Below are 26,998 nucleotides of genomic sequence, written 5' to 3'. Positions count from 1 at the left end.
GGCGGTACTCTCTACTGATGAAACGGTGAGTGGGTTATTTATTTAGCGATCAACGCAATAGAGAAAAAAATAGACTGCGCCAATCAGCGACTGGCTATTAGAAGTCTTATTATTCGGCTTGGGAATACCCGAAGCTTTATTTGAAGCCATGCAGTTACACAGAATTATTCGGACCTTTTTTGTCTTCTTCGAAAAAAGGTACGGAATCAATATTATGCTTTTTTTGATTGCCACTATCAAACAATTCACGTACTAAAAGTCTGTGCACTTGTGTATCCATATCGTTAGGGGCCACATGGCGCCGATTTTTCATTTTTGCTTGTTCGGCACCTGCCTCTGGTATTGCACTCAACATATGTTGACACCATGCTACAAATATATCGGGCAGCATGAAGGCTTTTACTTTGTCATCAGCAGGCCCCTGAAAAAGTTTTTTTATGAATTTTTCAAAGCGTTTATCACTAACGTCAGCAAGCCCTTCGGGCAGATACTTTTCCAGACTATCGGGCGACACCAGCTTAAAATGCTCTAGGAAGCTTTGTTTTACCGAAGTAATCAACTCAGCGTACTTTAGAAAAGCTGCGGGCGAACTAAGTATCGCATCAGCGTTACGACGCATTCCATTTATTGGGTAGTGTCCGTATTTTGTACTGCCAGCATCAAGGTAAATCTCCATATGGCTATCGGGTATTGCCAGGTGCGATAATTCATGTTGCAAGGACTCCCCCAATTGATGACGACCGCTGACTGGGGACAAAAATGCTGAGGTCGTTAAATATAGCTGGCCGCGGCGTGGCCCCCCCGTATAAGTGTAAGCTGTAACAACGTTGCCAAAAAGTGTTGCCTCCTGCGGAACACCCCTCACGTGTTCCTGTACGTTATATTTGTACTGCACCCCTTCTGGACTGACGGACGGAGAGATGACGCGTAATTTATCGACTCTGTCTGGAGCAGAATATCCCTGAAATTCTGTTAGTGTTTGTAGAATTCTTTGCTTGTAATCTGATGTCAGGCTCTCTTCCTCAACATGAAAAAAGGTAGAAGTCTGGCTCCAAAATTGTTGAGGAGCATTTTGCGACCAATCTACTAACTGCCCAGCGAGATCATGAGTGTAGGCGTAGGCATGACGAATTTCACTAGCAAATTCTGCGCCATATTTTTCTCTTATTTGAGAGAATCCTTTTGCGCGTACCTCAAACGTCCAGCCGCCAGACTTGGTGAAACCTGATGTTAAAGCGGGTCCAAATATTGTTTTCCATAACCGAGATGTCACACTTTGCTGCGCCTCAACGAAGTCGCTTTCGTACTCTCGATTCAATTTATTCAACCATCTTACTTTGTTGATGTAAACATTCCCTAATTCATCATATTGTCGTTGGCTTTCGACGAGTCGCAAATTTAACTCGCAGGTCTCACCCAAAGCCTCACGCTGCCTTCCAAAATCGTTAGAAGATTCGCTCGCTAATTGCGATTTTATTTCTTCCCAAAAGTCCGTCAAGTCCATCAACCTATCTGCGGGCAACTCTCGATCCGCCCACTTTAATTGACCAACCTCTTCCATTGCAGCAGCTAAAGTCAATTTTGGCTTGTTGACAATATTATCGGTTAAAAGCAAGAAATGCTGTGAAAGTTCGGGATTATTTTGGAATGCATTTTGAATTTTTTCGACGTCTCGAACTATTTCAAGTTGAAGCAACGGACGTTCGTAATAGGGACGCGTTTCAACATCCAGCTCAACGAGCTGATTTATTGCCTCTTTACGCGCGGCTTCCGCTGGAAGTGAGGCAAAGTAAGCCCCCTGAGAACCACAAGCTGCTTGAGAACCAAACGGTGGCGCTCGTTTAATCCTGCATCTATTTTTTTCAAACGCTGTAATTTCTAGTTCATCCAAAGCACCTTTTCGATTCGGGCCGAGACGATATTTGGTGTTGCCTTCGCTGTCCCTGAGGCTTAAAACAAATTGATCGGGGTTGGAGTTGTCAAAGAACATCGCAGACGTCGACCAACCTTCTGGCAAATTAAATCCATGTTTTATCGCCTCCTCAAACGTTGCGACAGTGTTAGTCAGTTTGGTCGCAGGAGTAATCAAATAATTTTTTATTACCCTCCATTTTTTTCCGTCATACTGGACGTCAAGACTTAAATCTTCCGGCATTTGCTCGCCAATAATACGACGCTCCAAACTAGGCTTAGATTGCTCCTCCAGTAAATAAAATTCTTCATCAAGCTTAAGGTACTGTCGATCTCCAACGGTATAGACACCGTGATTGATATTTTCCGGCGGATGTGCGAAATAACTCTGATAGTAAAATTTACGCACTGCATTGAGACATTTATTGTTGTACAACATATCCGATATTCGGGTTGAAGTTATGTGAGTCAGAGCATTTTTCGTGAATAGGTCTACGATTTGAATATCTTCATCGGTCAATTCACTATATGCATCGAACCATTGATCGGTCTGCAATTCCAATTGTTTTTCCGATTCATTCCAGAGATAACCGACTCTTTTTTCAGTATTATCTAAGGCCAACACCAAACATATCGGTCCTCCCTCAGACTTTTGGAAAAGTCCTTTAGGAACTAAATTGTTCGGTACGTTTAGGTTGTCTTTCTTAAACGATATTTTGTTTGGGGTGGGGCTGATCGCGCTTGGTGCGAATTCGATAAAGTGGGAGATACCAGTTCTAAAGTGTAAATCTGCCGGGTTATTGGCAAGATGTTTCACAGTGTCAAATCTAAGGCCGCCATTCGTCAATCCCACCTTCTCATCCTTGTTGAGCGATGGCCCTGCCAAATGCTCTTTAATCTTCGTTTCAGCAAATTCATTGGGAGATCTGGAACGAAAAACAGCTCGAGCAGAGTTCATCACGACTTTTGCTTCCTTTACTTCGTTGACCAATCCAGTGAAACAAAATAGGGCATCTGTTGCTATCACCGTAGCTTGCTCAACTTTACCTTTATCGGTTTCGGCTGGCAACGCAACCATTTCTGCAGTATCAAGGACGGCGATCACGCAATTACCATACGGAACCATACCTATAATAAATTTTCCAAGTGTATAAATACTGGAGCTGAATATTTTTTGGGCCAACGTTATATGCATTCGTTGCGTCGACGACGCATCGGTAAATCGTTGATGTATAGCTGAGGGAAAACTCTGTACCTGACTTACGACAAGGGCAATTTCTTTTAGATTTGTTGCATAGGTAGAAAAGGATGCTGTTTCGAAAGAGGTTTGATTGGATGGCTTAAATCGAACGCCGCTAGTGAAGCTCGCATGATGTTTGTTGACATACGCCGCAACCCCGCCCGACTCCTTTACGTAGGAAGTGATGACAGAAACAACGGGTGAACCCCAGTAGCCCTCCTCAGAAAACAAATAGTACTCGGGAGGCGCACCGCTGCCCGAATTTCCCACACTTGCAATGAGCCCCGACGTCGCTTTGAACGTAGCTTTATGGGCAATATCGCCATGTTTTCCCTCGTATAAAATCACTCTTGGCACAAATATTTCTAATGCACCAAAATGGGCCGCCCTGATTAAATTTTTCTGATGGCTTAGTGGCAAATGCTCAAGGCCGTAATTGTATAAATCAAATTTACTTTGCTCTAGTCGACCTAACGCATCCTTGGATTGCTGATTGTGAACCGCGTCATCGTTAAACCGATCATTGACACAGATCAAAAACTCCTCCTCGCTAAGCTTAACTTTTTGCATCAACCTGATCTTTGGAATTTCAGGCGCAATCAGAAAGGCTAGTCCAGATTTCATACGGTCCGCTGCGCTCCCCAAACGTTCACCTGCAATGTCATTTGCACGCGAATCGTCGAAGCGTATGAGGGCGGTCCCTGTAGAGGAAGACCATGCTAAAGGATCAAGATCAATTAAACTATGCAGACCTGCCTCACGTAAAACTTCGGGAGTCATTCGGCCTCCCGCCTTCGCTGGAAATTGATTCATAAACCCTGCCCCAATACTCATTAATGTGCCATCAGGGCTAAGGTAAGAAGCGTAACGAAAATCGGGGTGATCAAGATCGAGCTGTGGGTGGAACAAAGGATCAACACCGATTAATGTAGCATCAACAAACCACTTTGCGAGCAAGTTCAACTTACTACGATCATTCGGCAAAAAGTTTGGCACTTGTATCTCTAGCTGATGAATAATCTCGGCTTTTATACGATCCGAAAATTTGGACAATTTATCCAATGTCGGATTAGTTGCCAATTCCAACTTAGCCTTGGAATTTATGTAACTTGATAAAGCCTGAGTACCGGATAGCCTGTTTATCTCCGTTAAAGCCATAAAGAAAAGCTGCGCGATCTCGTGGCGTAATTCTGCTTGCGGCCAGGCCAGTTGGGGTTCTGCGGGGTTAATCGAAACACCCGTGCTGTTAGTTCCGTAAGACTGGGACTGCACAGCATATTTTAAGACCGAATACTCATATTGACTGATAGTTGGGTCACTTCCCCAGTTGCGTAATATTAATGGCTTGAACACATAAAGGAGCTGATAAATATTTGCGATATTGTCACTCAGGCGCGTAAGTGCGATGCCCTTCAATCTCTCATCCTGATTAATATTTGCGGGCCAACGTTGAAAGGCATTTAACCCACCCATAATCGCATCCGCATCTAATGACGAGGGAAACGCAGAAAATACGTTGGGGCGGAGCTTCTCGGCAGTATTATTGGTTACGACTTTCTGGTTACCACCCGCGCCCCAATGAGGGTACTCTCGCCCCCAAAATGCCCTCACTTGCCTACCGCCAGTATGCGCCTCTACCAACATCCGCGACCTTGGTAAAGCCGGTAAGCTGTTATAGATGGATTGTCCAAACGATAAAATGCTATTGCCGATATCGCTTAATGTAGGAATGTTTGACGGCGTTGCCTGAGTCGTACTATTGATCGGACATGTGTCAGGGGCCGTCAGAGGCAGGCCCTCCTTCGTATCTGGCAAGGCCGTAAAACGTGTTCCTGTCTGATTGCAGAAAGCTGACAATAATTGTTCTGGTTTACATGCATTAGTGATTAGCATAGCTGCTAGGGCTAATCCTGTTTTTATGGGCGCTCCTTCTGAGCCTGAATCACAACAGGAAGCTTCGCTAGGGTTCGTGCCAAATTGTACGTATTCGAACCCCTCTCGAAGTTTCTTCATGTCTGTCTGTTCTTTTTTGTCATTTATTATTTTATTCTCTAGCTCACTTTGAATGCGTTGTCGGCGCGTTGCCCGCGGGAACTTGGCGTTAAGAGATGACTTCCCGTTGCGAAGTGGCACTTCAATGCCGCTACAGTTTATGACGGCGTTGATAAATGTCGATTGGGATTTTGAAGATGGCTCCGATCCGCGGGCCGCGAAACTCGCAGAGGCGGCTGAGGTTGATGGGGTAAAGCTGGTACGCACCATGCGCATCCCTTAATGAATTTAATGAAAAAAATGAATAACTTCGAGGCTGCGAATGACATACTTGTTCGCTAATGCACAAGGAGAATTAATCACTGATTCAGAGGATAAACGTCACGTGCAACCATCTGGCATTAGTGGTTTCGTTTCATGCGAACAAAGAAAGCATTTATCCTCCCTGCGCGCCCACCCAACAACGCTGATAACGATTACTTCATTGCTGGTTTAAGTTAGCCTCTCAAAAATATCATTGCTACTTTGATCTGTCGTTAGGACAAGAACTAAAGTCTCATTTGTAGAGAAATAGATAAATGGCGTAAGACGAACTCTTTGTTTATCGTGGGTTTCTAGCATCAGTCCCCCGAATTCACTTTATAGCTATCAAAAAATTTCAGATCAGCTCAATATTTTATTTCTTGTAAAAATGACCTTCGATGCACTTATATAAGGGACAATTTGAAAGAGTGTTTGAAAGAGTGTCATTCGCAAACGGCATGAACAAGGGTAAGTATTAAGCCAAATTCACATATCAAATTTGCACAATTCTTCATAACGATCAAGATATTCGTCAAATAAGGAGCAGTACCTAACGGATGAATGCTGCGATACGCTATATAATGCTGAGAGTAAAGAAATACATTGCCTTTAGGTAATTTTACCTTTGCCAACCTGTACCATTAAGCGACACAATAATTAAAACAATCTACTTGCGGCGTTGCGGCACAGTAATCCCCACTTATCCGCCAAAGAGTTACCTAAGAGGTTTGTATGCTCTATCACATGCACGAATTTAGTCGTTCTCTATTAACGCCTCTGGTGCAATTCGCCGAAACGAGTGCAAAGCTTTTTACCAATCCGGTGTCACCGCTTGCCCATTCACCATTTGCGCAGCGCATCGCTGCTGGCTACGAACTGATGTATCGACTGGGGAAAGATTATGAAAAGCCAAATTTTGATATTGTCTCCACTTTAATTAATGGCAAGGAAGTTGCCATTATTGAAGAGGTTGAGCTGACAAAACCTTTTTGTCGGTTATTGCATTTTAAGAAAGATTTAAACAAAAAAGAATTGGCAGCACTTAAGCAGCCGACTGTACTGCTAGCCGCCCCGTTGTCAGGACATCACTCCACTCTACTGCGCGATACGGTGAATGTTTTATTGGCTGATCATGATGTCTACATCACTGACTGGACAGATGCACGCATGGTGCCCGAATCCGAAGGTGCTTTCCATTTACATGATTACGTGTTTTATATTCAGGACTTTATACGGTTATTAGGTCCTGATCTGCACGTGATTTCAGTATGTCAGCCGACCGTTCCGGTACTCGCTGCGATCTCCTTGATGGCGAGCGAAAAAGATCCAAAACTTCCGAAAACCATGACGATGATGGGTGGCCCGATCGATGCACGGATTTCCCCAACCGAAGTCAATGATCTGGCAACTGAAAAGCCGTTTAGCTGGTTCGAAAATACCGTAATCTATACTGTACCCTCGAATTATCCAGGCGCAGGCCGCAAGGTCTATCCTGGTTTTCTGCAACACGCTGGTTTTGTGGCAATGAATCCGAATCGCCACGCACAAAGTCATTGGGACTTCTATATGCACCTGCGCCAAGGTGATAACGAGTCCGCAGAAAATCATCGCAAGTTTTATGACGAGTACAATGCGGTACTGGATATGCCTGTCGACTATTATTTAGATACCATTAAAACGGTGTTTCAGGACTTCAGTCTTCCGCTCGGGACTTGGAAAATTGACGGAAAACTCGTCAAGCCGCAAGATATCAAGACCGTTGCCTTGTTCACCATTGAAGGTGAACTTGATGATATTTCAGGACCAGGGCAAACCAAAGTTGCGCATGATTTATGCGCATCTCTTCCGACTGCAATGAAACAGCATTTCACCGCAGAGAAATGCGGACATTACGGGATATTTTCGGGCCGTCGCTGGCGTGAAATGATTGCCCCTAAGATCACAGAATTCATCAAGGCCAACGCTTAATGATAATGATAATGATGTCGATCTGAGCCGTTCTACCGTTTAAAAAGCCACTCATTAAAATAGAGTGGCTTTTTCTATTTAGCCCGCCGCTGATTTACGCGGATAATAAACCTTTTATGTTGTTATCATCTGCTGTGTTTAATCAAACTATTAACCAAACTACCCCCTCTACCGCCGACCTTGCCGACCATATTGAGTCGCTACTGCCTCAGACGCAATGCACTAAGTGTGGATTTTCAGGTTGTCGCCCGTACGCCGAAGCGATAGCGGAAGGCAGCGCCCTCTATAATCAATGCCCACCGGGCGGACAAGAGGGCGTGAACCGCCTCGCGCAACTATTGCGTGCGCCGATAATTCCGCTTAACCCAGTCAATGGTGCTGAGCGCCCGCGCCCACGTGCCATCATTGATGAGGCGATTTGCATCGGCTGCACTCTGTGCATTCAAGCTTGTCCGGTTGACGCAATTTTAGGAGCAGCAAAACAGATGCATACCGTCATAGAAGACCTGTGCACTGGCTGTGATTTATGTGTCGCACCCTGCCCCGTTGACTGTATTAGCATGGTCGATGTAACGCAAGACAAGACCGGCTGGGAAGCCTGGACCCAACAACAAGCAACCGACGCACGCCAACGTCACGATTTTAGAGATGCACGCTTAAAACGTGAAAAGCAAGAAAACGACGACCGTCTCGCCGCCAAAGCGGCCGACAAATTGAGGGTTATAGCGGCGGAGGCAACTAACAATCCAGAGCAAAAAATCGAACAAGAACGCAAAAAAGCGATCATTCAGGCAGCGATTGAACGCGCTCGACTAAAAAAAGAACAACAAGCTGGGATACAGCCTAAGCCACAGGCTGAGGATCTGTCATGAATACAGAGAAGCGTCGCGAAATATTTAACCGCTTGCGTGCTGTCATGCCAAACCCGACCACCGAACTTCTATACACCTCGCCATTTGAATTACTCATATCTGTGTTGCTGTCAGCGCAAGCTACAGACGTAAGCGTCAACAAAGCCACGCGCATGTTGTATCCCATTGCAAATACGCCAGAGAAAATTCTAGCTCTCGGTATCGACGGGCTGATTCCATATATTCAAACCATTGGATTATTTCGGACAAAAGCCAAAAATACGATCGAAACATGCCGACTGCTCATTGAACGCCATGCTGGAGAAGTTCCGCATACACGTGAAGGGTTGGAGGCGTTACCTGGCGTTGGTCGTAAGACAGCCAATGTGGTGCTAAACACCGCTTTCGGGGAACCGACCATTGCCGTTGATACGCATATTTTTCGCGTCTCGAACCGAACCGGACTTGCGCCCGGTAAAGACGTCAATATCGTTGAGCATAAATTGATGAAAGTGGTACCTGTAGAGTTTCAGCAAGATGCGCACCACTGGCTTATACTACTTGGCCGCTATACGTGTATCGCACGCAAGCCTCTGTGCTGGAACTGCACAATCGCAGATCTTTGTGACTACAAAACCAAAACACCATTACCTGAAAAAGGTATATAAAGCGCCATGCCGACCCCTCATACTGAACATCACTTCGAAGCCAGCGACACAGTCCGCGACATCGTGATTGGAATGGCAGACGGCCTGACGGTTCCGTTTGCACTTGCAGCGGGTATCAGCGGCGCGTCGGTGGCGATGAATATTATCGTTACCGCCGGTGTCGCCGAAATAGCCGCTGGATCAATTGCCATGGGATTAGGCGGTTATCTTGCAGCACGTACTGAACGCCAGCATTATTACGCTGAGCGTGACCGTGAAGAGCAAGAGATTTTGACCGTCCCTCATAGAGAACGCAGGGAAGTGATCGACATCATGGCGCAGTATGGCGTCACCAAACAAGAATGTGAGCCGATGCTGGCCGGGCTCGAACGCACGCCACTGGCCTGGCGGGATTTTATGATGCGCTTTGAACTCGGACTGGAGGAGCCGCATCCTGGCGCCGCAAGAAAAAGTGCAATAACAATTGCGCTCTCATATCTGGTCGGTGGTTTGATTCCTCTCGCGCCTTATATATTTATGAACTCTACCCACAGCGCACTTACAGTATCGACTATCGTCACACTGCTGGCGTTGTTTGTGTTTGGTTACCTGAAAGGTAGTGTAACCGGGACCGGCGCGCTTAAATCCGGCTTGCAAACATTGCTCGTCGGCGGCCTGGCAGCGGCAGCGGCTTTCAGTATCGCAAGACTCATTAGCTAAAATTATCTATGTTCAATCCCTCTCAACAAGACGTCCGTCGGTTTTTCTGTGAAGCCTATCGTAAGTATCGGGCGAACGAAATACTCACCCCAATTGAGGCTATTGCCCGTGATTGGATTATGCAGCATCCAGAATATTCAAATGATTTGAACGATGTCGATGCTGCTCTTGCCGCCGATTATTCAGTCGAAAATGGCCAGACAAATCCATTTCTGCACTTGGCGATGCACCTATCAATCGCCGAACAGATTTCGATCGATCAGCCACCTGGGATTCGTGCAGCATCGACTGCGCTGACACAGAGACTACAATCGGAACATGATGCCTATCATCACATCATGGAATGTCTAGGCCAGATGATCTGGAACGCGCAGCGGAGCGGCTTGGCGCCAGATGGTGCTGAATATATTGAGTGTGTCAAAAAGAAGATGTAGCAGATACAGAGGGTTAATAGCATGAATGCACTGCGTTCGACCTCTGAGACATCGCGGTCTAGCGCTTGATTAGTTAGAGAGGTAACGGGGGGATATTTATGTACACATCCTTAAACGATTAGACGGCTTGGCGATCTTCCGTATTTGGTCACACATCTCGTTAGTCCATGCCTTACATACGTTATTTCACAAAGCTTTTTAGAACAAGAAAACAACGACAAAAAGCCACCATACAAAATATGGTGGCTTTTTGTCGTTCAGAAGTTACTAGCAACTTCTGAACCGTTCTTTAAATTATATCAATATCTTACTTACGCAAGACCAACGATGTTGGCAAGCTATGGATATAAGCAGCAATATCCTGAATGTCCTGATGCGTCAACGCCTTAGCAACCCCACCCATAATCGCATTTGTGCGGCCATTTGGGCCAGCAGCACCGCGCTGATAAGAAATCAGAGCGTGCTGAAGATAGTCTTGATGCTGACCGGCCAACTTTGGATAAGCTGGATCGATTGGCGTTTGTAAGTTCGCCCCATGACAAGATGCACACGAATATTTTTTGACTGCGGCTTCACCAGCGGCGATGTTACCGCTTGCCAGTGCACCGACAGAAGCACTCGCGGAAAGGATAAACACCACGCCAACAAGAATTTTTTTCATAGTGTGGGTTCCTTATTTTTGCTGAGAGTAATAAGCGGCAAGATCAGCCATATCCTGATCCGACAACGAAGCTGCAATTCCACGCATCGTCGGATGTTGGCGATCACCCTTCTTATAGGCAGCCAGCGCATTTTCAATGTACTTGGCAGATTGACCGCCAAGCATCGGTACTTGATATACCTCGGGAAAACTAGCTTTATAGCCAGGAATACCGTGGCATCCAATACACATGGATACCTTGTTTTCAGCTGCCTTAGCGTTACCGACGACGTCCGTAGCTGCGGCGAAGTTGGCAATACCCGCAAGCGCGAGAAATGCAATTAATTTTTTCATAATAGCTGTGGGTAAATAGCCGAGTAGTTGTAGCGAAACCGGTTCGATCTTCGTTGCGCTTGCAACTTAGTGTTTATAAGATGCCATTCATGTCATTACCGCCTGAAGTAAACAAGCGGGACAAAATGTTGCGCTATCGGAAACCAAAAAACGGTTAAGTCTAACTCAAAGTTAACACCTAGTCCACGTCCAGCAACAGCATTTATCAGCCTAACGCTTGGTTTCGCCTAATGTAGTCGATGTTGGGGTGGTCGGTTCCGACACAACCTCGATGATATTCTGTGTTTTACTCTGTGTTCCATGCTCCCTGTCAGTTTCAGAATAAGGTTCAGTACCGACTTCCGGCTCTTCGCTCCGAATCTCCTCGCTATCCTGGGCCGGATGCGCCTGAGCCACTACCTCGGAAAACAAAAAAGAGCGTGGTGAAGCACTGAAGCGCCTTAATACAGCTCTAAATACGACTCGACGAATCCGTACCGGCACTTCTCGGGCACGCAATGCGAGCACCAAAGCACATCCAAACGAGACTCCGACATTGAGCACTCCGACGCTCGCTATGCCCACCACTGCCAACCAAAAATGTGGCGACATCACTACAGTCCAACCCAGACTGCTTGCCGCTGCCGTCAAGCTGCCGGTCGCAAGCGTCACGTGACGGACGTCCAGAGGAAGACCAAAAAATTGGACAATCACAGGCGACATGCCGAGTAGAAGTCCAAGTGAAATATTACCGACGATCTGAGCGATATGATGTTCAAGCCACGCTGCCCATCGCTGCGCCCGTGGCGCACCTAAAACGCGGATGAGGCGACGTTGATGGGTCAAGGCCTCGCGCAGTCTACGCAGAGCAAACCAATTGTCCGCAAAGCCGGAGGCAAGGCTGGATAACCACAGCAAGATGCCCGTTAAAGCCGCAAATAATGGCGTAGGGCCGATGATCGACAAACTATCTATCGTCGCTTGCGCATGCCCGACGTCCAGCATAGGCGCGTGGGTAGTAAGCGTGATGACCAGCGAAATGACTAGCATCGTCGGCACTACTGCTATCAAATTACCAAAAACGGCAGCGGCCTGCGAACGTAACAACAGCGCAACTTCCGCAAGTAATGTCCGCAAACCTTCGACTGTATCGAGCTGGCTCATCTTTGCTGCCAGCGCCGGTGCGGTTACGGCAGGTTGTTTGGTCGCCAAAACACCGCCGATGGCGGATATTGCCAGAAAACTGACCGCGTAATTTAATGAGGCAAATAGACCTTCGAAAAACCGTGCCAGGCCAGCCGAAGACAATAGCGATTTGCCTAGCACAGTGAACGCTGTCAAGACGCCGCCACGGCATGCAGCCATTAACATTGCCCGGTATTCCTTTCGGTCACGCGCAATGTAGTGTTCGCCATGATCAGCATTACGTTCCACCATTTTGCGGGCAAGTAATGAAAAGCTGCGACGTACTAAGCCACGAATTGATGATCTGTGATGGTGCGCTAATATAAAATCTACCAAAAGTGCCTGAATTTGACCGGTACCGGTCTTTGAAACCGCCTTGACCGTTCGCACACTCGTTATTGAGGCAGATCCAGCAATGATTCGATGCCTTACACCGCCAATTGCAGTCGCGCCATCTTCACCCCAGCTATCAGTAAATTCTTCGCTTGATTCATCGCTGAATTCGCTATTCGGTGCATTCTGAAGCGTTTTCGATACATCCAGTGCCAGATTAGATGCGACCGCCGCACGTAAATCGATCAGGCGAGTCATTCGGCTCAAATGCGCACGCATTCTCTCCACGCGATACACCAGACTGACAGATACGCCATATTCATCTAAATGACCATAAATCCGATCCGTTTGCGCCTGGCAGACGGCGATCAGCATACGTACGCTGCGCAAGGCACCTTCGTCGGTAGGACTTAGGTATAAGTAACGCTCCAGCTCGCGGCGCAGCACCATGAACGGGGTCGCTTGCAACGGCATCTTTGGATCAAGGCGATAACGGAAGGCTTTACTAATGCCATCTGCCAAAACTGCTGTTACCAGATAAATGAGCGCCTCATCTATCTGCTGGTGATACATGTGCGAGATACCGTCATCCGCGGTGAGCTTCCAAATCCTTTCCACCGTTTCTGCATCCAGCTCCAGCAACCATTCGGCGTCTTCAGGATGCGGAAACATCGCTGTAAATAGCACAGAAAGATCGGCCTCCGCAGGTGGCTTCGGCAATATATATTTAATGACATGTTCAGAAAGCTCATTGAAAAACGCTGGCTCGTTGGGCAAACCAGTCGCACAAAAGAGCTCCGGTCCCGCAGCTTCGCGCAACGTTTTTTGTAGCGTTGTCTGCACAATCCTGCGAACGTCGCGATGCGCATCCAACCAATCCAGCATAAAAACGACACGTTGCTGCTTGACCCGACGCCACGCCCCCTCCTCTAGTAAGGAAACGGTGGGTTCGTGACGTATCCACTCGGCGATATCAATCGTCCAATTAGCACGCTCTTGCCAGGATGCAAACGGATTTGCGCGCCGCATTAACGCTTCAAGCTCGATGGCGTAGTGATCTTGACTATTATTTTGATAACGGTCACCTTGGCGAAATCGCCGCCACATGACACGCAAACGCAGAAAAAATATTTTCATATTGTAATTATTATTTAACAAATAGATGGTCGAATATGTACGGCCATTGAAACAACAGCAAACAGTGTACGCAGTTCAATTTTTCCCAAGAAAAATTTTTCATTATTTCAAGTTTCTCATTGTTGCTCTCCTTACTATGTCTTTTGCCGTTCTACTTTATACTGGATTTTATTTTCTTCCAGATGACAACGCCATGCGACAACAACACCGTTTTGAAGGCTCCAGTAACTACGTCGCTACAGACGACCTGAAGTTAGCAGTTAACGCAGCACTCGTCCTGCAGCGGCCGCTGCTAATCAAAGGAGAGCCAGGAACGGGTAAAACCATGCTGGCAGAGGAAGTCGCTGTCGCGCTGGACATGCCGTTGTTGCAATGGCATATTAAATCGACAACGAAAGCACAGCAAGGTTTATACGAATATGATGCCGTATCACGATTGCGTGACTCCCAACTTGGTGACGAGCGGGTCAAAGATATTCACAATTACATTATTCAAGGTGTGTTGTGGCAGGCGTTTAACGCAGACCAACAAGTTGTTTTATTGATCGATGAGATAGACAAAGCCGATATTGAGTTCCCCAATGATTTGTTACGAGAACTTGATCGGATGGAGTTTTACGTCTACGAAACCCGTGAAATGGTAAAGGCCAAATTTAGACCCTTGGTCATTATTACATCGAATAATGAGAAAGAATTACCGGACGCTTTTCTGCGTCGATGTTTCTTTCATTACATTAAATTTCCCGACAAAGAAACCATGCGCGATATCGTCGACGTGCATTTTCCGCAATTGAAGAAAGATTTATTGGCGCAGGCGCTCGAAACATTCTATCAAGTGCGTGAAGTTGCCGGTCTGAAGAAAAAACCATCTACCTCAGAATTACTGGATTGGCTAAAATTATTACTGGCTGAAGATATTCCGGCCTCTGCTCTGCAAAGTAGCGACATCAAGACCATTGTCCCGCCTTTGCATGGCGCGTTACTTAAAAACGAACAGGACGTGCATTTGTTTGAGCGCTTAGTGTATATGGCGCGCAAAAACCGTTAATGTGAAACATTCTGCGAAACTCTAATGCTGATCGATTTTTTCTACACACTTAAAAACGCCAAAATTCCTGTATCAATCAAGGAGTTTTTGATTTTGCTGGAAGCATTGCAAAAGCATGTGATCACGCCATCGCTGGATAATTTTTATTATTTGGCGAGAACGACATTGGTCAAAGACGAAGCGCACTACGATAAATTCGATAAGGCATTTGGATTGTATTTCAAAGGCATTCAGGCGATTTTTGATAAAAACCCTGAGATACCTGCCGAGTGGTTGGCGCAGCGCATGAAGCGGGATCTGACGCCTGAACAGTTGGCGCAGCTTGAAAAATTTGGCTACGACAAGCTCATGGATCGCATCAAAGAGCTACTTGAAGAACAAAAAGGTCGTCATGAAGGCGGAAACAAATGGATCGGCACGGGTGGCACATCGCCATTCGGCCATGGCGGCACCAATCCTGAAGGCATCCGTATGGGCGGCAGCGGCGGCAATCGCACTGCTGTAAAGGTGTGGGAAGCCCGCGCCTACAAAGACTATGATGACGAGCGTGAGCTCAATACCCGCAACATCAAAGTCGCCCTGCGTCGACTGCGTCGATTTGCCCGCGAAGGCGTGGCGGAAGAATTAGCGCTGGACGACACTATTCGGGCCACCGCAAACAATGCGGGCTATCTGGATATCAGAATGCAGGCAGAGCGAAAAAACAACATTAAAGTACTGATGTTGCTCGATGTCGGCGGCAGTATGGACGATCATATTGCTCGTACCGAGGAATTATTTTCGGCCGCTAAGACCGAATTCAAAAACATGGATTTCTTCTATTTCCATAACTGCGTCTACGACTATGTCTGGAAAAACAATCATCGTCGTCATGCGGAACGGTTCCCCACCTGGGATATTCTGCGCAAATACAAACCTGACACCAAGCTGATTTTTGTCGGTGACGCTACCATGAGTCCTTATGAAATTTTGCAACCAGGTGGCTCGGTTGAATATAATAATGACGAAGCTGGCGCCGATTGGTTGCAGCGTTTCACTAATGCCTTTCCAAAATTCATCTGGCTAAATCCTGAGCCAGAAGGTCTTTGGCAATACCGGCAATCGGTAGAAATAGTGAAGCAGTTGATGAGCAATCGCATGTTCGGACTGACTATCGATGGGTTGGAACGTGGGATGCGATTGTTAAGCAAGTGATACAAGGGTAAATAACGCTGTGTTGAACTGAAAAACTCTGCCAGCTTGCTCGCTAGCTTGTTAGCGCCAATTCACAGATGGTGCGGCGACTTTTGGTGCAACGTATTCGATTAGTCTACGTACCGATAATCACACTCTTACGTCGTCGTAAAAGCGTGCAAAAAATGGATGTTAGACTGAGAAGATGCGCTAAAATCAATGGCTAGAGAGTATGTGTCTGCCATTCTTTTACCTCCACAGTCTTACGGCTTGTGATCAGTTTTCTAAGATGCCTGAATTATCCATCTTCGCCATCGAAGAGCAAACTTTCAATTTTCTGTCACGTCCATATAATGGGGGGAAGTGCTGAAAGCTAGCGACCAAAACTGTAGATTTTGATAATTTCATCAACACCACGGTATGGTCTAACCTATTTTCTTGAATGTTTACGTATTTTGAAGACGGTGGTTGTCATGACCCCCTTTCAGAAATTTATTAAAAAACAACAAGCAGCCGCATTTTAGCTGGTTCAAACTGTTTTTGCATCGAGAAACGACCTATTCTGGAGCTGCGTCGATTTTTTCATTAGAATGCGTTCTTGTAGAGATTTCCCTCATTTTGATATTACTTGTTTTTTGTCTTAATTTACTAAAAGACAAGTATTAAAACTGCACCCCAACTGAATTGCATGGCAACTAAAAAATCTCCGATTTCCGACTACAGTGAATCATCCATCCGCGTCCTAAAGGGACTGGAGCCTGTCAAACAACGTCCCGGCATGTACACGCGGACCGAAAATCCACTCCATATCATTCAAGAAGTGATTGATAACGCCTCCGATGAGGCGCTGGGCGGCTATTGCAAAAATATTCTGGTGACGTTAAATGTCGACGGTAGCGTCAGCGTCGAAGATGATGGCCGAGGCATACCCGTTGGTATGCACCCGGAGGAAAAAGTCCCTACCGTCGAAATTGTATTCACGCGCCTGCACGCCGGCGGCAAATTCGATAAAGGTAGCGGTGGCGCTTACGCATTCTCCGGTGGCCTCCACGGTGTCGGTGTTTCCGTCACCAATGCACTTTCCACGCGACTTGAAATCACCGTCTGGCGTGAAGGCGGCGTTCATCAACTGGCGTTTGCCGGTGGCGATCTCATTGAGCAGTTAAAAACCCGGCCCCAAACACGCGACGACAAAAAAAGCGGCACACGCGTTACTGCATGGCCAGACCCAAAATATTTTGACTCGCCCGCAATCTCACAACCGGAATTGCAGCGTCTGCTGCGCTCAAAAGCGGTTTTGCTTCCGGGCGTCAAAGTCACCCTTCTCAACGCCAAAACCAATGATAGCCAAACCTGGCAGTACGACCAAGGGTTACGCGGCTATCTGATGGAGTCGTTAGCGCAATCGTCTAGCTCTGAGCCGCTAATACCGCTGTTTGAAGGCGAACAATACGCCACTGCAGAAACCGACGGATTTGCTGAAGGCGAAGGTGCGGCATGGGTCGTGGCGTGGACTGAAGATGGCGGTATCGTCCGTGAATCGTATGTCAACCTGATTCCAACCTCGGCTGGAGGAACGCATGAATCCGGTCTGCGCGAAGGGCTGTTTGGTGCAGTGAAGAATTTCGTTGACATGCACTCACTGTTACCGAAAGGTGTCAAACTGCTACCGGAGGATGTATTCGCCCGCGTATCGTTTGTTTTATCGGCCAAAGTGTTAGATCCACAATTTCAGGGGCAGATCAAAGAGCGTCTGAATTCGCGTGATGCGGTAAAGTTGATCTCGACTTATACTAAACCAGCGCTAGAATTATGGCTCAATCATCACGTCGAATACGGTAAAAAACTTGCCGAGCTCGTTATCAAGCAGGCGCAAAATCGTTTACGTTCAACCCAAAAAGTTGAAAAGAAAAAAACCTCGGGTATTGCCGTGTTACCTGGCAAACTGACAGATTGCGAATCCAGCGATATTAGTCGTAACGAGTTATTTCTGGTCGAGGGTGATTCAGCTGGCGGCTCCGCAAAAATGGGACGTGATAAAGAGTTTCAAGCGATTCTTCCTCTGCGTGGAAAAGTGCTGAACTCGTGGGAAACTGAGCGCGACCGCCTATTTGCGAATAATGAAATCCACGATATGGCGGTTGCTATCGGGATCGATCCCCATAGCAAAAATGACACAGTCGATTTCAGCACGCTCCGTTACGGAAAGATCTGCATATTGTCAGATGCGGACGTCGATGGATCACATATTCAAGTGTTGCTGCTAACGCTGTTTTTCCGCCACTTTCCACAGCTTATTGATCGTGGGCATATTTGCGTTGCACGGCCACCATTATTTCGGGTTGACGCACCCGCCCGCGGGAAAAAACCTGCACAAAAAATTTACGCATTAGACAACGGTGAACTCACTGCGATCGAAGATAAGCTGCGTAAAGATGGCGTCAAGGACGGGTCTTGGACCATTTCTCGCTTTAAAGGTTTGGGTGAGATGAACGCCGGGCAGTTGTGGGAAACCACCATGAATCCGGATACGCGTCGCTTGCTACCCATTATGCTCGGGGCGTTTGATCTGGAGGCGTCCGAAAATCGCTTTAATATGTTGATGGGCAAAGGCGAAGCCTCAGCACGTCGGGCATGGATTGAAGAGCACGGCAACGAAGCCGAGGCCGACATCTAATGAAACCTTCGGCACACATACGTCGACTGATACTTTCACTGACTTTCATGTCAGTACTGGTCACAGTCAACGCACGTGCCGATATTTATGGTTTTATCGACGAGCAAGGCGTCGGGCATTTTGCTACAGAAAAGATCACTGACCGTTACCAGTTATACATGCGAGGAAATGCGACCTTTGACTCCTCGAATTTCTTCTCCCATAAAGACCAACGAGTAGTCGGCCTGGATTCAAACTTCACAAAGACGCCGCTATATCGCTATCTATCGCAACATGCCGGTACTAAAAAATTTGAAGCGATTGTTAATCAGGCCGCAAAAGAATTTTCCCTTGAACCGGCATTGTTGAAAGCTGTCATGGCAGCGGAATCGGGGTTTAATCCAGCTGCCGTATCGCCAAAAGGCGCGGTCGGACTGATGCAAATTATGCCCGACACCGCCGAACGTTACGGCGTCATTAGTGACAAGAAAAAAACGGTACAGGAAAAGTTAAGCGATCCACGCACTAACATACGTCTCGGTGCGCGCTATTTACGTGATTTGATATTACTGTTTCCGTATAAACAGGAGCTGGTAATCGCCTCATACAATGCAGGAGAAGGTGCAGTAAGGAAATACAAAAATCAGATTCCGCCCTTCCCTGAAACGCGTAATTATGTACAAATCGTGGCGCAGTTCTACCAACTATATAGACCGGCTCAAAGTCAGCATGCCATTGTGCAAGACGACAGTAATCATTTTGCAGACTCCAGCTTGAGCGATGCTGAACACAGCAACCGGCCTCGCATCCACCTGGTCATTCCCGGACGTAGAAATATGCCTGACGGTCTGCAACCCATCATCGAATAAACCAAACGAATAAATCTCTAAAACTTCATGACTGAACAAAACGATCTGTTTGACCTGCCGCCGCCTGACGGCGAACCTAATGAATCACTAACCCTCGCAACTTTTGCAGAACGCGCCTATTTGGATTACGCCATTTCGGTCGTAAAAGGTCGTGCGTTGCCGGATGTTTCTGATGGTCAGAAACCAGTTCAGCGGCGCATCTTGTACGCCATGAATGAGCTTGGCCTGAACTCAAACGCAAAACCGCGCAAATCAGCCGCCGTAGTCGGCGACGTTCTGGGTAAATTGCATCCACATGGCGATCAATCGGTCTACGATGCGCTGGTGCGCATGGCCCAGGATTTTTCCCTGCGCTATCCGCTGATCGATGGTCAAGGCAACTTCGGCTCACGCGATGGCGATGGCGCAGCGGCGATGCGTTATACCGAAGCGCGCTTAACGCCAATTGCCAAATTGCTACTTGATGAAATTGACATGGGAACGGTTGATTTTCAACCCAACTATGACGGCTCGACCGAAGAGCCAAAACTGCTACCGGGACGATTGCCATTCGTGTTGCTCAATGGTGCGTCAGGTATCGCCGTCGGCCTGGCGACCGAAATCCCATCACATAATCTGACCGAAGTTGCCAAAGCGGCTGTCGCCCTGATTCGAAATCCGAACATGACGCATGCGGAATTAATGGAAATGATTCCGGGACCGGACTTTCCGGGCGGTGGACAAATTATCAGTTCCGCAGCCGCTATTTCGGATATGTATGAAGTCGGCCGCGGTAGCCTTAAGGTGCGTGCGTGCTGGAAAATTGAAGAGTTGGCACGCGGCCAATGGCAAGCTGTGGTCACCGAACTGCCACCGAATACTTCCTCACAAAAAGTATTGGAAGAGATTGAGGAGATTACCAATCCCAAGATTAAGCTTGGTAAAAAATCGTTAAGCCCGGACCAGATGGCGCTCAAACAAACCATTTTGTCGGTACTCGACGCGGTGCGTGACGAGTCCGGACGCGATGCGCCGGTACGCCTGGTATTCGAGCCAAAATCGAAAAATATCGATCAAACTGAATTCACCAACATGCTACTGGCGCATACGTCGCTGGAAAGCAGTGCGTCGATCAATCTGGTGATGATCGGCGGCGATGGACGGCCGCGACAAAAGGGTCTGGGTATGATCCTGCGCGAATGGATTCAATTCCGTTTCGCCACCATCACCCGCCGTTCACAATTTAAGCTTCAAAAAGTAGAAGACCGCATCCATATTTTGGAAGGTCGCGAAGCGATCTTGCTCAATATTGACAAAGTTATCAAGATCATCCGTGAGTCAGACGAGCCAAAACCGGCGTTGATGGATGCGTTTAAGTTATCGGATCGTCAGGCTGAAGACATTCTTGAAATACGTCTGCGTCAGTTAGCCCGACTGGAAACCATTAAAATCCAGCAAGAACTGGCGACACTGCGCGATGAAAAGAAAGGTCTTCAGGATCTGCTTGAAAATCCTTCGTCATTAAAACGTTTGGTCATCAAAGAAATCGAGGCAGATCAAAAGCAATTTGGCGATGCCCGCCGCACCTTGATTCAGGCAGCAGAAAAGGCCGTAGTAGAAACAAAAGTGATCGATGAGCCCGTCACCGTCATCGTCTCGCAAAAAGGCTGGATACGCGCCCGCAGCGGTCATAGTCAAGATGCTGCCCAGTTCACATTTAAAGCTGGCGACGCTATGTACGGCGCATTTGAATGCCGCACGGTCGACAATCTGCTGGTATTCGGCTCGAATGGCCGAATTTACTCGGTATCGGTGGCTTCACTCCCCAATGCGCGGGGAGACGGCATTCCTATCACCACGTTAATCGACCTGGCCAACGGCAGTAGCATATTGCATTACTTCGCTGCTTCGGCAGAAGTGACGCTATTGCTGGCGTCGTCAGGCGGCTACGGTTTCACCGCCAAAGTCGGAGACATGCTTAGCCGGGTTAAAGCAGGTAAGGCCTACATCACGCTGGATGAAGGCGATCAATCGTTACCGCCTCGCCCTATCGGTTCCAGTGCCAGCGCAATTGCGTGTTTGTCAGAAAAAGGGCGGTTACTCGTCTTTGGCCTGGAAGAATGCAAAATGCTCACAAATGGTGGCCGTGGCGTGATCCTGATGGAATTGGAGAATGCAGAAAAGCTATTGGCCGCTCAGCCTATCAGTCAACGGGGTGTGATGGTGTCCGGTATGGGTCGCGGAGGCAAGGCGCAAGATGTCTCTCTTTCAGCGAACGGCTTGATCCCGCATATTGGCAAACGGGCGCGTAAGGGTAAGTTGCTAGAGTCGAAACTTAAGCCGATGACATTAACGCCATTGGTGTAATTCACTCGTCGCTATATGCGTCACAGCAACGATATATCGAACATTTTTTAAAGGAAAACGGTTTGCCGCATAACATTTATTTAGCCATAACCGTCTCATGCATGTTGACGCTTTCAGGTTGTGCAACCTGGAAGCATCCATATAAAGGTGAAAGCGATTTCTACCGCGATAAATTATCGTGTGAGAAACAAGCTGCGCAAATTTATCCGACGATAATCGTGAATCAACTTAATCCTGGCTATCAGAGTCCTACGACTACCAACTGTCGGAGAATTAATAGCGATGATAAAAATAGTCAGGTTATTTGCAATACAACTCCGGGGCTGTACATGCCGCCATCGTATTCGCAGAATGATGTGAATGCATCGCGCAGAGATGCTGCTGTGGAGTCATGCTTGAGAGCTGGTGATTGGCGATTGGAATATTAATGAGTAACGTAGCGATAATGTAGACGTTAAAACGGAGGGCAATGCCCTCCGTTTTAACGTCCTTCAATTTACTCCATATCTCCACTAACTTTACATTCAGGTGGGACTGAAGAGCTTACAGCTTAGCAGCAATCAATTTACCTAATTTTTCAATACCTTCACGTATCTTGGCCGGTGGTACCGTCACAAAGCTTAACCGCAGTGTATTAGACTCTGGCGTGTTGGCAAAAAATGGTGCACCCGGGACAAATGCGACGTGCTCTTTAATCGCCTCATCCAATAATTTCATTGTGTCGATATGTTTTGGCAATGTTACCCAAATAAACATGCCGCCTTCTGGTTTGGTCCAGGTCGCACTGCTTGGAAAATAGGTTTCCAAAGCTGCTAGCATAGCATCGCACTGATCTGAATATAACTGCCGAATGGTCGGAATATGTGTACCCAAAAAGCCATCTTTAATCGCTTCGTACACCACCATTTGGGTCAATTGCGCAGTATGTAAATCGGTGGCCTGTTTAGCTTGCTCCATTTTATCAACCAATTCACGCGGCGCTACTACGTAGCCGAGACGAATACCTGGCGTCAATACTTTGGAGAACGAACCCATATAGATGACGCCATCGGGATTCATATTCAGCATCTTCGGCAATGGCTCGCGGCGATAGCTGAGCGCACCATACGGATCATCTTCAATCAGCGGCAAATTAAGGCGGGAACAAATCTCCACCAATGCCTGACGCCGTTCAAGCGACATCGTGCGACCTGTCGGATTTTGAAAGTTAGGCAGTGAATAAAGTAGTCGCGCATCCTTACCAAGTGTCGTAACCAGCTCTGGTATCAAGCCACCCTCATCGGTTGGAACCGAAACAAAGTCAGGGCCGTACAAAGAGAAAGCTTGTAACGCGCCCAAGTAGCTCGGGGTCTCAACCAACACTTTGCTTCCTTCGTCGATCAAGACTTTGCCGAGCAAATCCAATCCTTGTTGCGAGCCAGAAACCATTAAGACCTGATCCATCGAAATCGTTGAACCATTAATCGACAATGAATTGGCCACCCATTCGCGTAGAGGACCATAACCGTCGGTCGGACCGTATTGCAATGCCACTTTGCCCTGCTGCGTCAGCACCTTATCGAACGCGACCTTCATTTGCTCGACCGGGAAGGTCAAAGGCGAAGGCAAACCACCGGCGAAAGAGATCACTTCCGGACGCATGGTTATTTTCAGAATTTCGCGAATAGCGGAACCCTGCAGTTTTTGTGCGCGTTCCGAAAAATGCCATTTCAGTGCGTTTGGATTCTCAATTTTCATTACTATTCTCTTTTATCGGTGTTGACGATTGCGGCATGGACTACAAGTGGTCACCGCAATATGCATAAAACGGTCAGAAACTTAATCAATTTCTGCAATGAGTTCGATTTCAACGCAAGCGCCCAATGGTATCTGAGCCACTCCAAATGCGGAACGTGCGTGCTTGCCTTGCTCGCCAAATACTTCGACCAACAATTCTGAGGCACCGTTTGTAACCAAATGCTGTTCGGTAAAATCAGTGGTGGAATTAACCAAGCTCATCAATTTGACGATACGTTTTACTCGCGTCAGGTCACCGCCGCAGGCTGTTTCAAGTGTCGAGATTAATTCGATCGCAATACCGCGTGCCGCTTCTTTGCCTTCTTCAGTGCTCGTATTCTTACCTAGCTGACCGACCCATACTTTTCCCTCTTTTTTCGCCAGATGGCCCGATAAGAAAACATTCTTTCCACTTTGAGCGTACATAACATAGGCCGCGGCTGGTGCGGCGATCGCAGGCAGTGTGATATTAAGGGCTTTCAGCTTTTCATATACAGACATCTAACACTCCAATTCTGGATGGGTAAAAAAATCGACTGCGCCCGTTCTTTGGACGACGAATACATGATTATCTCAAATCTACCTGCGCTTTGCGTAAAAAGTAGATCTTTAGCATCACTTATACTGAAACTGCTCAATAAACATTATCAAAACTTAACAGGTTGCCGCCGAACGGCCATCTGCCGTCCAGCCGCCAGGGTCCTATCATAACTAAATACCAAACAATTTATGCGTTGATGGCTGCCAAAAGCGATCCAGCGATCATTGTACGGATTAGCGTTAAAGCCAAATTGAAATTGCCGAGTAGATTGTCAACAGCACCATGACTGTACAAAAAACACGTTGCCACAATACTTCCGCCAGATAGCGTCGCAAGACCGAGCCAGCGCCAGCCCATACACTAACGCAGGGCAGATTAATGGCGGCAAATACAAGACAATACAGGCATAGCGCCAGCCAGAACGGTTCAACCAAAGGCAAAAAGGCCGAAGCACTGGTGATCCCCATAATCCAGGCTTTTGGATTGGCAAACTGAAACAAGGCAGCACTGACGAAAGACATTGGCCGGGCGTTACTGTCCTTGTCGGCTTTAAAAGACATTTTGCGCAGTTTCCACGCCAGATACAGTAAATAGCCAGAACCTAATGTTTTCAGTATCAAATGCATTGATGGAAGTGCTAGTAGCAGGCTTCCAATTCCCATTCCACATATCAGTAGCAATACACAAAAACCGACAGTTACTCCCAGCAAGTGGGGAATCGAACGTGAAAAGCCAAACATGATGCCCGATGATGTCAGCATAATGTTATTCGGACCCGGCGTAATCGATGACACAAACGCGAATACAGCCAGCGGAAACAATGATTCCATGATCATGTGGCACCGCCAACCGCTGGACGGAAAGGCTGGCGTAAGGCGTGCCCAAACCGGCGCAGTAAGGCAGTCAGTACACCACGATGATTGACGCAAGCGATCTCCACCTGACAGAGTCCGGAGTCTGCTTCTAGAACAATCAATTGATCAGGATGAACCGCCAGACGTTGCCCTGCGCTTAGCCAATAGTCATCAATATCACCCTCGCGGGTAATCCACACACGCCCGGCGACCACCCGAATAGAACATGGGCGAAGCGCGATACCGGCCAATACATCACCGACATCCATCGTATGGGAATCTTTCATGAACAATTTTTTCATCACATTCAACCTGAAAATAGTATGGGCTTTGACGAGGGAAGGCAGTTACCTTCTGTTTTGCCTCTTTTCTGCATTCGAGATTGTCAATGCCAATCCGATAGGTGTATCCTAACCGACAGGAGCGATACAGTACCAGTACACTTCATAAAATAATTCCTAACATTGCACCGGCAATATGACCAATACACTTAGCAACCGCAAACTTACCCCTCCGCGCTTGGTTAGCACCCAGCAACTTCTTTCGCGCGATGCGGACACGTCGCTTGTCGAGCAAATCGTCCGTGTGATCGAAACACGGATAAGTGACAAACTGCTTCGTACCGGTGCGCGCATGCCTTCTATCCGGCAGTATGCGGATCTAAATAGCGTGTCTCGCTTCACAGTTGTGGAGGCTTACGACAGACTGGTAGCAAAGGGATTTCTCGAGTCGCGGCGCGGTTCCGGCTTTTATGTCCGGGAACGTTCACCGTTGATTAACGCCCATCAGATACCCCAATCAAACCAAGAACAAACGCCCTCAATTGACATAGTCTGGCTCGTAAGAAACATGTTTCGGCAGATGCCGACACAAAAAAAGCCAGGAATGGGTATGTGTCCAGCCGAATGGCTTGATGGTGAACTCATTGCCAATGCCTTGCGTGCGATTAGTCGCCAAAGCGTTAGCCAATTGTTAGGTTATGGTGATCCACAAGGTTTTTTCCCATTGCGGCAACAGCTGCAACTTAAACTGGCAGAGCTTGAAATTGCGGTCACGCCCGAGCAAATCGTCACGACTACCGGTGTCACGCTGGCGCTCGATCTGGTGGCGCGCCACTTTACCAAGCCTGGAGACGTGATTTTTGTTGACGATCCGTCGTGGTTTCTAATGTTTGGTTCGTTTGCCGCCTTGGGCACCAAAGTCATTGGTATTCCTCGTTTGGCAGATGGTCCGGACATCGTCAAACTGGCTGAGTTGGCTGCAATACATAAACCCAAATTATATGTACTGGTTTCAGTGCTGCACAACCCAACATCGACCTCGATGTCAGCGGCCAAGGCATTTCAGACATTAAAAATTGCCGAAGAACATAACTTTACGATAGTCGAAGACGATATTTATTGCGACATCCATCCTGGTTCTGCAGTTCAGCCGGCGACCAGACTGGCGACACTCGATCAGCTGAGTCGGGTCATTTATCTGGGTGGATTCTCCAAAACATTATCAGCTAATCTACGCGTAGGTTTCATTGCCACTTCGCATGAGATAGCGCAGCATTTAACTGATCGCAAGATGCTAACAACGCTCACCACGGCTGAGATAGGGGAACGCGTTGTTTATAAAATATTATCCGAAGGACATTATCGCAAACACGCCGACCGTCTGCGAACCAAGCTCGATATTGCTCGCGACAGCACCACGCGGCAGTTGGAAAGGTTAGGAATGACCGTTGATACCATGACTCCCGCCGGGATGTTCATGTGGGTTGACACCGGTTACGATACGAACGTTCTGGCGGAAAAAGCGGCAGCACAGGGCTTTATGTTGGCTCCGGGCGCCTTATTTTCACCCAATCAATTGCCATCGACCCGCATGCGGATCAACGTTGCAGCAATGTCGGACCCGGGGATTTGGCGGTTTCTTGAAAAAGAATGTTGTCGATAACGAGTGTTTTGATAACAACCCCGTTAAACCCTTGAAATAGCCGATTTACACCCCATTTCTGAGAAAATCAGCTTTTTGTACGCGGTTAATGCCGGTT

The 26,998-nt window shown here is 47.4% G+C and carries 20 protein-coding genes; 12 read left to right on the top strand and 8 right to left on the bottom strand.

The genetic code is table 11. The features are described 5' to 3' along the window. Nucleotides 1-154: 154 nt before the first annotated feature. Nucleotides 155-5,164, bottom strand: a complete 5,010-nt coding sequence (locus tag ACXX82_RS21610; protein WP_458563682.1) for a hypothetical protein — start codon at nucleotides 5,162-5,164, stop codon at nucleotides 155-157. Between the two features lie 124 nt (nucleotides 5,165-5,288). Between ACXX82_RS21610 and ACXX82_RS21605 the strand changes: the two genes are divergently transcribed. The 6 genes from ACXX82_RS21605 (at nucleotide 5,289) to ACXX82_RS21580 (ending at nucleotide 10,066) form a co-directional block, all read left to right on the top strand. Further along, a complete protein-coding gene (locus ACXX82_RS21605; protein WP_458563681.1) occupies nucleotides 5,289-5,426 on the top strand; it encodes a hypothetical protein in 138 nt (45 codons plus the stop codon). Between the two features lie 752 nt (nucleotides 5,427-6,178). Continuing rightward, a complete protein-coding gene (locus tag ACXX82_RS21600; protein WP_322238303.1) occupies nucleotides 6,179-7,414 on the top strand; it encodes a polyhydroxyalkanoate depolymerase in 1,236 nt (411 codons plus the stop codon). 116 nt (nucleotides 7,415-7,530) lie between these two features. Beyond that, nucleotides 7,531-8,286, top strand: a complete 756-nt coding sequence (gene rsxB, locus ACXX82_RS21595) for an electron transport complex subunit RsxB (RefSeq protein WP_458563680.1) — start codon at nucleotides 7,531-7,533, stop codon at nucleotides 8,284-8,286. Further along, complete coding sequence (gene nth, locus ACXX82_RS21590) at nucleotides 8,283-8,933, top strand: endonuclease III (protein WP_323507633.1); 651 nt, start codon at nucleotides 8,283-8,285, stop codon at nucleotides 8,931-8,933. The genes rsxB and nth overlap by 4 nt, the downstream gene beginning before the upstream one ends. 6 nt (nucleotides 8,934-8,939) lie before the next feature. After that, on the top strand, nucleotides 8,940-9,632 hold the full coding sequence (locus ACXX82_RS21585; protein ID WP_322238297.1) for a VIT1/CCC1 transporter family protein: 693 nt from the start codon (nucleotides 8,940-8,942) through the stop codon (nucleotides 9,630-9,632). Nucleotides 9,633-9,640: 8 nt separating this feature from the next. Further along, nucleotides 9,641-10,066: a DUF1841 family protein gene (locus tag ACXX82_RS21580; RefSeq protein WP_322238295.1), complete on the top strand. Its 426-nt coding sequence runs from the start codon at nucleotides 9,641-9,643 to the stop codon at nucleotides 10,064-10,066. A gap of 307 nt (nucleotides 10,067-10,373) precedes the next feature. On the opposite strand, the gene ACXX82_RS21575 is transcribed toward ACXX82_RS21580, so the two are convergent. The 3 genes from ACXX82_RS21575 to ACXX82_RS21565 all read right to left on the bottom strand — a co-directional run bounded on the left by ACXX82_RS21575 (nucleotide 10,374) and on the right by ACXX82_RS21565 (nucleotide 13,694). Next, complete coding sequence (locus ACXX82_RS21575) at nucleotides 10,374-10,727, bottom strand: c-type cytochrome (protein WP_322238294.1); 354 nt, start codon at nucleotides 10,725-10,727, stop codon at nucleotides 10,374-10,376. A 12-nt stretch (nucleotides 10,728-10,739) separates the two neighbouring features. Beyond that, entirely contained in the window at nucleotides 10,740-11,060 is a 321-nt protein-coding gene (locus ACXX82_RS21570) for a c-type cytochrome (protein ID WP_322238292.1), read from the bottom strand. A gap of 210 nt (nucleotides 11,061-11,270) precedes the next feature. Beyond that, nucleotides 11,271-13,694, bottom strand: a complete 2,424-nt coding sequence (locus ACXX82_RS21565) for a site-specific recombinase (protein ID WP_322238289.1) — start codon at nucleotides 13,692-13,694, stop codon at nucleotides 11,271-11,273. A gap of 193 nt (nucleotides 13,695-13,887) precedes the next feature. Here ACXX82_RS21565 and ACXX82_RS21560 point away from each other — a divergent pair, with 193 nt between their 5' ends. The 5 genes from ACXX82_RS21560 (at nucleotide 13,888) to parC (ending at nucleotide 21,786) form a co-directional block, all read left to right on the top strand. Then, nucleotides 13,888-14,742 carry an AAA family ATPase gene (locus tag ACXX82_RS21560; protein WP_322238287.1) on the top strand — a complete coding sequence of 285 codons (855 nt, stop codon included), beginning with the start codon at nucleotides 13,888-13,890 and terminating at the stop codon, nucleotides 14,740-14,742. A gap of 24 nt (nucleotides 14,743-14,766) precedes the next feature. Next, entirely contained in the window at nucleotides 14,767-15,936 is a 1,170-nt protein-coding gene (locus ACXX82_RS21555) for a vWA domain-containing protein (protein WP_322238285.1), read from the top strand. A gap of 667 nt (nucleotides 15,937-16,603) precedes the next feature. Then, nucleotides 16,604-18,592 carry a DNA topoisomerase IV subunit B gene (locus ACXX82_RS21550; protein ID WP_322238283.1) on the top strand — a complete coding sequence of 663 codons (1,989 nt, stop codon included), beginning with the start codon at nucleotides 16,604-16,606 and terminating at the stop codon, nucleotides 18,590-18,592. After that, entirely contained in the window at nucleotides 18,592-19,440 is an 849-nt protein-coding gene (locus ACXX82_RS21545; RefSeq protein WP_323507627.1) for a lytic transglycosylase domain-containing protein, read from the top strand. Before ACXX82_RS21550 ends, ACXX82_RS21545 begins: the two co-directional genes overlap by 1 nt. A gap of 27 nt (nucleotides 19,441-19,467) precedes the next feature. Beyond that, complete coding sequence (gene parC / locus ACXX82_RS21540; RefSeq protein WP_323507628.1) at nucleotides 19,468-21,786, top strand: DNA topoisomerase IV subunit A; 2,319 nt, start codon at nucleotides 19,468-19,470, stop codon at nucleotides 21,784-21,786. 543 nt (nucleotides 21,787-22,329) lie between these two features. Here the strand turns inward: parC and ACXX82_RS21535 are convergent. From ACXX82_RS21535 to ACXX82_RS21520, 4 genes are all read right to left on the bottom strand, one after another. Beyond that, a complete protein-coding gene (locus tag ACXX82_RS21535) occupies nucleotides 22,330-23,523 on the bottom strand; it encodes an aminotransferase-like domain-containing protein (RefSeq protein ID WP_323507629.1) in 1,194 nt (397 codons plus the stop codon). An 81-nt stretch (nucleotides 23,524-23,604) separates the two neighbouring features. Beyond that, the gene (locus tag ACXX82_RS21530; protein WP_458563679.1) at nucleotides 23,605-24,063 is read right to left on the bottom strand and encodes a RidA family protein; all 459 of its coding nucleotides are present in this window, start codon (nucleotides 24,061-24,063) and stop codon (nucleotides 23,605-23,607) included. Nucleotides 24,064-24,342: 279 nt separating this feature from the next. Then, complete coding sequence (locus tag ACXX82_RS21525; RefSeq protein ID WP_322240647.1) at nucleotides 24,343-24,933, bottom strand: LysE family translocator; 591 nt, start codon at nucleotides 24,931-24,933, stop codon at nucleotides 24,343-24,345. Between the two features lie 2 nt (nucleotides 24,934-24,935). Beyond that, complete coding sequence (locus ACXX82_RS21520; RefSeq protein ID WP_322238273.1) at nucleotides 24,936-25,244, bottom strand: DUF2917 domain-containing protein; 309 nt, start codon at nucleotides 25,242-25,244, stop codon at nucleotides 24,936-24,938. A 190-nt stretch (nucleotides 25,245-25,434) separates the two neighbouring features. Here ACXX82_RS21520 and ACXX82_RS21515 point away from each other — a divergent pair, with 190 nt between their 5' ends. Beyond that, nucleotides 25,435-26,901: an aminotransferase-like domain-containing protein gene (locus ACXX82_RS21515; protein WP_458563678.1), complete on the top strand. Its 1,467-nt coding sequence runs from the start codon at nucleotides 25,435-25,437 to the stop codon at nucleotides 26,899-26,901. Nucleotides 26,902-26,998 lie beyond the last annotated feature (97 nt).

It is taken from the genome of Glaciimonas sp. GNP009 (assembly GCF_054343755.1).
Note: the sequence above shows the minus strand (reverse complement) of the source record. Positions and strands in the feature narration are given on the sequence as shown.

What these genes read in the sequence shown, in the direction of transcription:
- ACXX82_RS21560 (WP_322238287.1), top strand. Translation starts at nt 13,888, where the DNA reads ATGCGACAACAACACCGTTTTGAAGGCTCCAGTAACTACGTCGCTACA.
- ACXX82_RS21575 (WP_322238294.1), bottom strand. Translation starts at nt 10,727, where the DNA reads ATGAAAAAAATTCTTGTTGGCGTGGTGTTTATCCTTTCCGCGAGTGCT.
- ACXX82_RS21525 (WP_322240647.1), bottom strand. Translation starts at nt 24,933, where the DNA reads ATGGAATCATTGTTTCCGCTGGCTGTATTCGCGTTTGTGTCATCGATT.
- ACXX82_RS21580 (WP_322238295.1), top strand. Translation starts at nt 9,641, where the DNA reads ATGTTCAATCCCTCTCAACAAGACGTCCGTCGGTTTTTCTGTGAAGCC.
- ACXX82_RS21515 (WP_458563678.1), top strand. Translation starts at nt 25,435, where the DNA reads ATGACCAATACACTTAGCAACCGCAAACTTACCCCTCCGCGCTTGGTT.
- ACXX82_RS21585 (WP_322238297.1), top strand. Translation starts at nt 8,940, where the DNA reads ATGCCGACCCCTCATACTGAACATCACTTCGAAGCCAGCGACACAGTC.
- ACXX82_RS21605 (WP_458563681.1), top strand. Translation starts at nt 5,289, where the DNA reads ATGCCGCTACAGTTTATGACGGCGTTGATAAATGTCGATTGGGATTTT.
- ACXX82_RS21545 (WP_323507627.1), top strand. Translation starts at nt 18,592, where the DNA reads ATGAAACCTTCGGCACACATACGTCGACTGATACTTTCACTGACTTTC.
- ACXX82_RS21600 (WP_322238303.1), top strand. Translation starts at nt 6,179, where the DNA reads ATGCTCTATCACATGCACGAATTTAGTCGTTCTCTATTAACGCCTCTG.
- parC (WP_323507628.1), top strand. Translation starts at nt 19,468, where the DNA reads ATGACTGAACAAAACGATCTGTTTGACCTGCCGCCGCCTGACGGCGAA.
- ACXX82_RS21535 (WP_323507629.1), bottom strand. Translation starts at nt 23,523, where the DNA reads ATGAAAATTGAGAATCCAAACGCACTGAAATGGCATTTTTCGGAACGC.
- ACXX82_RS21520 (WP_322238273.1), bottom strand. Translation starts at nt 25,244, where the DNA reads ATGAAAGATTCCCATACGATGGATGTCGGTGATGTATTGGCCGGTATC.
- ACXX82_RS21610 (WP_458563682.1), bottom strand. Translation starts at nt 5,164, where the DNA reads ATGAAGAAACTTCGAGAGGGGTTCGAATACGTACAATTTGGCACGAAC.
- ACXX82_RS21565 (WP_322238289.1), bottom strand. Translation starts at nt 13,694, where the DNA reads ATGAAAATATTTTTTCTGCGTTTGCGTGTCATGTGGCGGCGATTTCGC.
- nth (WP_323507633.1), top strand. Translation starts at nt 8,283, where the DNA reads ATGAATACAGAGAAGCGTCGCGAAATATTTAACCGCTTGCGTGCTGTC.
- ACXX82_RS21555 (WP_322238285.1), top strand. Translation starts at nt 14,767, where the DNA reads ATGCTGATCGATTTTTTCTACACACTTAAAAACGCCAAAATTCCTGTA.
- ACXX82_RS21550 (WP_322238283.1), top strand. Translation starts at nt 16,604, where the DNA reads ATGGCAACTAAAAAATCTCCGATTTCCGACTACAGTGAATCATCCATC.
- rsxB (WP_458563680.1), top strand. Translation starts at nt 7,531, where the DNA reads ATGTTGTTATCATCTGCTGTGTTTAATCAAACTATTAACCAAACTACC.
- ACXX82_RS21530 (WP_458563679.1), bottom strand. Translation starts at nt 24,063, where the DNA reads ATGTCTGTATATGAAAAGCTGAAAGCCCTTAATATCACACTGCCTGCG.
- ACXX82_RS21570 (WP_322238292.1), bottom strand. Translation starts at nt 11,060, where the DNA reads ATGAAAAAATTAATTGCATTTCTCGCGCTTGCGGGTATTGCCAACTTC.